6 protein-coding genes are annotated in these 6,694 nt (G+C 62.3%); 5 read left to right on the top strand and 1 reads right to left on the bottom strand.

What is annotated here, in order from left to right; genetic code table 11:
• Positions 1 to 759 precede the first annotated feature (759 nt).
• The 5 genes from GL286_RS21785 (at position 760) to GL286_RS21765 (ending at position 5,771) form a co-directional block, all read left to right on the top strand.
• Positions 760 to 1,314, top strand: a complete 555-nt coding sequence (locus GL286_RS21785) for a ribbon-helix-helix protein, CopG family (RefSeq protein WP_170295363.1) — start codon at positions 760 to 762, stop codon at positions 1,312 to 1,314.
• Entirely contained in the window at positions 1,307 to 3,130 is a 1,824-nt protein-coding gene (locus tag GL286_RS21780) for a relaxase/mobilization nuclease domain-containing protein (protein ID WP_170295362.1), read from the top strand. The genes GL286_RS21785 and GL286_RS21780 overlap by 8 nt, the downstream gene beginning before the upstream one ends.
• Before the next feature lie 30 nt (positions 3,131 to 3,160).
• Complete coding sequence (locus tag GL286_RS21775) at positions 3,161 to 3,406, top strand: DUF6429 family protein (RefSeq protein WP_155097664.1); 246 nt, start codon at positions 3,161 to 3,163, stop codon at positions 3,404 to 3,406.
• Positions 3,407 to 3,477: 71 nt separating this feature from the next.
• Positions 3,478 to 4,398, top strand: a complete 921-nt coding sequence (locus GL286_RS21770; protein ID WP_211596484.1) for a tetratricopeptide repeat protein — start codon at positions 3,478 to 3,480, stop codon at positions 4,396 to 4,398.
• A gap of 230 nt (positions 4,399 to 4,628) precedes the next feature.
• A complete protein-coding gene (locus GL286_RS21765) occupies positions 4,629 to 5,771 on the top strand; it encodes an extracellular catalytic domain type 2 short-chain-length polyhydroxyalkanoate depolymerase (protein WP_246185070.1) in 1,143 nt (380 codons plus the stop codon).
• 73 nt (positions 5,772 to 5,844) lie between these two features.
• On the opposite strand, the gene GL286_RS21760 is transcribed toward GL286_RS21765, so the two are convergent.
• Positions 5,845 to 6,546 (bottom strand): Crp/Fnr family transcriptional regulator, encoded by a 702-nt coding sequence (locus GL286_RS21760; protein WP_170295361.1) that lies wholly within the window; start codon positions 6,544 to 6,546, stop codon positions 5,845 to 5,847.
• Between the last annotated feature and the right edge of the window lie 148 nt (positions 6,547 to 6,694).

Below are 6,694 nucleotides of genomic sequence, written 5' to 3'. Positions count from 1 at the left end.
GGCAGCATCTTCGTCAGAACCGCTGCCTTTCGTTCCGGTGAGTAACCCAAGTCGTCGTCCTATCCCGCCCGCCAAATCTATCATTTCAGATCGAGAACGGGTGACAACTCTCCTGACATCGGGGGCTCCGGTTCCGCCGCGCAATCCAATGCACCTCCCGCAAGACAACACCCGCATAGCGCGACACACAACACACGAAACACGACGCGTGAAACGATAAGCGGAAAGCGGCACACGCGATACGGAACCCGTCTCGCGGCATGCGGTAAATGCGTTCCGCGAACTCTCACCGCGCCCCGTGATAGTTTCGAGGTCTTCTGCACTGGCGATCTCCTGACGCGGCATGTTGAGGCCGGGTCAATGGGGGCTACCACGGTCCCCGTCTCAGGCATCTGCACGCTGCGCCATCCGCCCCATCGCCATTTCCTCAGCAAATTGTTCGCTCCCTCGCGGCAGCTGCGTCGTTTTGGGCCGTGAATTCGCACTGCCGTGTCACCTAGCTCACAGGTGACGGATGGCGGCTGGGACCCCGCGTGCCGGTCTGTACCGGCTCACGGCATCAGCTGCCCGAGGGGGCAGCCTCAGGGCGCGCCGCGCCCGAAACGGCCGGGCCTCTGGCCCGAAGCCCGGGACCTGGAAGAAAACGGACCCTTTGCGCCGCACCGATGGCCTCTCGGTCAGCGCAGCCTTCGCAAGCTCCGGTTGCGTTGACACATGGAGTCTCATCTGGCAGCAAAGGGCTATGGCAGGAAATGCGGAATGTGTACAAAGCTCGCGCCCTGCCGGATCGGAGGGGCAGTGACGACAATCACGCAGGGCTCAGATCAAAGGCGAGAGGTGGCAGGTGCCGCCGCCACAGTGATGGATGCGGCCAGGTTGAAGCGCGCCAAGACCCAGCGCATCCGGGAATCCGGGGCGACCACGACCTCGGGCAAGGCGGTGACGGTGCGGCTCTCGCCGGAAGAACTCGAGGCGCTTGCCCGGCTGCAGGCCCGCATGGGGGCGGGGTCGCGTTCGGATGCCTTGCGCGCGGTCCTGCGTGCCAGCGTCGGGCTGCTGGAATTCCCGCCCGAGGAGGCGGCGAAACTGGGCGAGATAAAAGCCGAGCTCCACAAGATCGGGGTGAATGTGAACCAGATCGCCTTGGCCGCCAATCGCGGCCGCGTCGATCTCGCGCGCGCCGAATGGCAGGTGTTGAACGAATTGCGCCTCACACTGCCGAAGCTCCGGACCTGGCTCAATGCCGTGGTCGAAGAACAGCGCCGCCGCGGCGTGCGGCTCTTCCGCAGTTATTCGGAGCGCGCCGATGGCTAGGGCAACGGATCCTATCCTCGAGGAATTGCACCTGCGTTATCTGCGCGGCGGCAGCGGATCCGCGCGGCGGCGCTTCACCGCCCGGGCCAATAATCTCTGGCGCCTGGCCCAGGGCTCGAATGCCGCGGTGCTGAAGAAGATTCATAATGGCGGCACCCATAGCCGCAAGCAGCTCGGCAATCAGTTCGACTATCTCTTCTCCAAGGCCAGCGCGATCTTCGGCAATATGGTCGAGCATGATCCGGAGCGTCGCACCTTGAGCCGCGAGGAGCGCAAGACCATCGCCACGGATTGGGAGGATGCCTGGACGGGTGATCCGAAAAACGGCCATACCACGCATCTGCTCGTGTCCTTCCCGGCCGATGTCGCGCCGCAGCGCGCGCTGCAGGTCGCCGAGATATGGGCCGCGGAGATGTTCCAGAGCGGCCTGCATGTTGAAGATGAATGGGCCTATATCGCGGCTTTGCATACCGATCGCAGCCATCCGCATGTCCATATCGTCATCAACAATCGCGGGCTGGAAAACGACAGCTGGTTCTACATGGCCAAGGGCCATGCCTTTGACGTGATCACGATGAAGGAGCGCATGGTCGAGATCGCCGCCGAACAGGGGCTTTTTCTCGACAGTGCCTCGCGCATCGAGCGTGGCAAGCTGACCTATGGCCCGTCGCGGGCCGAGCTCGAGCGTGCCTTACGTGAGGGCCGCGAGGTCCGGGAGGTGCCGTTGCAGGGCCCAGCGGTGCGCGATGCCCTGGCGCAGATCCGCGACAACGTCGCCACCTTGCAGCTCTTCTCCTCCATGGCGCGGCAGAGCCGCGAGGCGGATTTGGCCAGCAAAATCGCGGCCGTCGCGCAGATCCTCGCGCGCGGCGGGATCATTCAATCGACGGAGGACTTCATGCAGGCACAGGATGTTCAGACCCGCGGCGATCTCGGCCGCTATTACGATGCCTGGATCGACCGGGTCGAGACCGGCATCCGGCAATTGTCACAATCGGAACAAGGCGAGATGCGGCGCGAATTCTATGTGGCGGCATCGGATGTCGCGCGCGAATTGGGCGATGACCGTGGCGCAGCGCTGATGCAGCGCCCGGCGCGCGAGGCCCTGCATCGCAGCCAGATCGAGGACAGCACGAACTCCCGCGATGGGGTTACTCGCGAGATCGGCAGGGACGGCATCGCCGAGATCCGCGAGAAAATCTCTGAGGCGGCGAAATCCGTCGGGCTTGATCCGGCCCAAGTCCAGGACCGCTTGGGGCAAGGCGCGGCCAATGCCTGGCAGGAGCGTGACTGGGTGCGGCAGGATATCCAGGCGGTGGCGGAGAGTCGGAACCTCGATCTTGAAAGCGAGAAGGACCGGGGCAAGGCGGCAGGTCTGGTCGAGAGTTTTTATGCCAAGACCGCCGAACTCCTCGATCGCGCCCTTGAGCCGCGCCGCGAGCATGACCGCCTGTCACGCACGTTGCAGGCCATGTCCCACGCCTTGAAACAGGACGGGCAGGTCGCCTTCCAGAGTGATGACCATGCCGGGCGCTTCGCCAAGGATCTGACCCAGCGCTATGGCGATGATCTGATGGCGCGGCTGGCCAAGGGCGACGATCGGGCTCTGGCGCTCGACATTCCAGACCCCGCGCAAAGGCGCGACATCGCGCGCGCCATCATCAGCGCCGCCGAGCAGCATGAGAGCATGGGCATGAGCCTGAAACAGGTTCAGGAGGCCAAGATGCGATTGCAGGATCTGGGTGATAGCCAGACAACGCGGGAAGCGGAGCGTTCGCAAACGAAAAAGCGTGAGGATCGCGACCGCGAACGCTAGGACCAAGGCTCAGGAGAGGAGGGCAGGGCGATGGAAATCGATGAGGACAAGATCGACGATTGCGTGCTCGCGTTGCTCTTCCTCACCCTGGATCGCGATCATCGGGCCTGGAAGGGCTTCGACTGGGCAGTGCTGCAGCGTCTGCACGACAAGGGCTATATCGGCGATCCGGTCAGTAAGGCGAAATCGGTCTGGTTGACAGAGGAGGGGGCCGCGCGGTCCCGGGCGCTGTTCGAGGCCTATTTCTCAAAGCCAGACGGCAAGGACAGGACATGATCACGCTCAGGATCTATCCGGATGGTGCGGTCTTCGATCATGGCGGCGCCGAAGATCGCGGTGCACCGGAATTGGACGCCTTGCTCGAAGAGCGGCGGCGGGGACGGATTGCGCCCGGTAAATACCTCTCCGCTTTGCGCGACTTAGTTGCGCGCGAGCCGGACTATATCGACGGCCATGCCCATCTCGGCGCGGTGCTGCAGGAGCAGGGCAAGACCAGACTCGCTTTGGGAGCCTGCCTTGCCGGGTTTGCGATCGGGCGCGCTGCAATTCCCAAGGATTACGAGGGGCCCATCACTTGGGGTATTCTCGAGAACCGACCGTTTTTGCGCGCGGCGCAGGGCGCAGCAGTTTCAAGCTTTGCTTTGCGCCAGCATCGCGACGCCATTGGCCTGATCGAGGACATGCTGCGCTGGAACCCGAATGATCATCAGGGCATGCGCTGGATGCTCGGCTCGAGCTATCTCCGCGCCGGCAGGGTTGAAGATGCGGCGCAGGTGTTTCGCGATAATCCGGAATACCCGCCCTATCATTATGAGCTTGGCTTGCTCGAAATTGGCCGCAGCAATTACGTCGCGGCCGCCACCAGCCTGCGGCTCGGCTTTGCAGCCAATCCCTATATCGCGGAAATGCTCTGCGGCATGGCGGAGCCGATACCGCTCACGATTTGGCATGGCAGCAATCTGGCGGAACCCGATACGGCACGGGACTATGTCCGTTTCGCGACCGATCTCTGGGAGAGGACCCCGCCCGCGCTTGCCTTCCTGCGCTGGCTGCATACCCATCCGAAAATCATGGTCGAGCGGGCAGGGCTGCTCGCCCCAAGAGAAGCTCTGCGCTGGGAAGACGATCCGGCTGAGCGACGCAAGCTGCTCGAGACAGAGGGTGCCGCGCTCTCGGCAATCGACGATGATCTGTCGCGCGAAATCATCGTCCGACGGGCCGGGTCCCTTGGCGTCCCGCTCTGGCCCTGGGAAGCCAGGCGTTTGTAAGATCGGCGCTTTTGCCTCGGGTTCTCGCAGGCAAGCTGAATCCTGTTGGGCAGATATGCGGCAAGACCGGAAAAACGCGTCTTGGGGCCGGTCTCGGGTAACGCTTTGGGCCACAGGACCGCGTTCCTGTGGCAAGGTAAAGCCTGCGCAATCTCTGATCGCGCCTCAGAATTGCCCCTCGACAAGATTGTGACCTGAACTTCTCCGATTGTTTTTCCATAGGAGTCGTCATGCGTTTCTCGGGAATTTTTGCCGTAATCCTGTTCTATACTACCGCCTCCGGCACGGCGGCCCAAGCCGAAGATCTGCTCCCCGCCTTGAAGCTTGAGCCGCAAGTCACGGTGTCCGGCCTCTCCTCGGGTGCCTTTATGACCGTGCAGCTGCAGACCGCCTTTTCCGGCAAAATCTCTGGCGCGGGCGTGGTGGCGGGCGGGCCCTTCGACTGCGCTGGCGGCTATGTCTATAATCCGTTCTTCGATCCGATGGATATGCGGATCGGTCAGGCGGTCGCAATTTGCCTCAACCCGACCGAGATGCTGCCAGCCGTGCCGCTCTTTCCCTATGTGACGGGTTTCATCGAAAACCAGACCATGGCCCGAATCCGTATCCTCGAAGGCCGGGGGACGATTGATCCTTCGTCCAATATCATCGACGACCGGATCTACATGTTCCTTGGCACCGAGGATCCAATCGTGCGCAGCGAGACCATGGGCATGTTGCGCAATATCTATGAGGAAATCGGTGTGCCGGATGGGCAGATCAAATTCGATCAAGACGTGCCCGCCGGACATTCCTTTGTGACGGCTCTGGGGGATGTACCCTGCGCGGACACCGAGCCGGATTATCTGAACCTCTGTGACGCGGACGGGCAGCCCGGCGGTGCGGCATTCGATCAGGCGGAGCAGATCTTCAACCATCTCTACGGTGACCTCAAGGACGAGGTGGAGCCGGTCGCCGCGAACCTCATGACCTTCGATCAAAGCGCCTATTCCGAGGGCGCGATGGGCATGGATTCCAAAGCCTTTGTCTATATCCCTACGGCTTGCAAAACCGAGACGACAGACTGCCGCTTGCATATCGCGCTGCATGGCTGCTCCCAAGGCCGCTCATGGGAGCTTTCGGACGGCCTGCTGATGGGCGAGCGCTACGCCACCCTGACCGGCTATAATGGTTGGGTTGAGGCCAATAATATCGTGGTGCTCTACCCGCAGGCGAGCGCGGTCCCGGCGCCCGCCTTTCTCCCGGCGCGAAACAACCCGAAAGGCTGCTGGGATTGGTGGGGCTTTGGCGGTGACGACTACCTGAGCAAGAAGGCGCCGCAAATGGCCGCCATCGCCCGCATGGCTGCCGCAATCGGGGCACCTCTGGAGTGATGGGTCAGCATTATTGAACTTGCTGCGGCGTAGGGCTCTTAGCCGACATTCGAATAAAGCTAAACCTGCCGGCTTATCCGCCACTATTCAGCTCTCTCTCGCTCGCTTGGGCAAGCCGCACTGGATTGAAAGTGATCTGGCCGTAGACCTCGCGCGAGATCAGCGCTGCCCGTTCCAGGCTTCTCAGCGCCGGTCCAGCACTGTTACGCGATAGGCCTGCCATCTCGCCCAACTCCTGCTGCGAGCACGGGACCGAGATCATCGCGTCGGTCGTCATCTCCGGCCCCGCCAGTCTGACGAGGGTGCTTGCGATCTTGGTGCGCGCATCCCCCTTACTCACGGCCGAGGCATACATCATCGCACTGTCCATATGCAGCACGGTCAGTTGCGCAAGCATGCGCCACAGGCGTGGGAACCGCAGCTCAAGGCTTTCAAGACCTTGCAGCGAAACATAGCAGACCATCAGGTCGGAGCGGGCACGAATTTCGACGCGGCGCGGCGAGCCGGTCAGTGCCGATGCCTCGCCGATCCACCAGCCCGGGCGGGCGATATGCGCCAGAACGGGCGGCAGATAGCCCGAGGCCAACAGGACATTGCCGTAGCCCTCGGCGATTCCGTAGACACCGCCCGCTGGACCGCCCAACGAGAAAAGCAGTTCACCGGCGGGAATTTCGCTAAACTCGGCCACATCCAGCCAGGCATTGCGGAATGTTTCTGGCTGAGCGGCAAGCCACCCCTTGCGATGGAGGATACCACGCGGATCGTATTCACCCATCTCAACCCCCACTTGCACGCGATTGTGCAAGTTAGTTTTGGCAGGCATGATAGTCAATTGAGGTGGCCGAGGCCGCAGCGATTCTGACCCAGACATCACTTTCCAGCCGAAGGTGCTGACATGAGCCGATCTTTTGCGATGCCAACTA

It is taken from the genome of Paracoccus aestuariivivens, from assembly GCF_009711225.1.
Taxonomy (GTDB): Bacteria; Pseudomonadota; Alphaproteobacteria; order Rhodobacterales; family Rhodobacteraceae; genus Paracoccus; species Paracoccus aestuariivivens.
The sequence above is the reverse complement of the archived record's forward strand: the minus strand, read 5'-3'. Positions and strand labels throughout refer to the sequence as shown.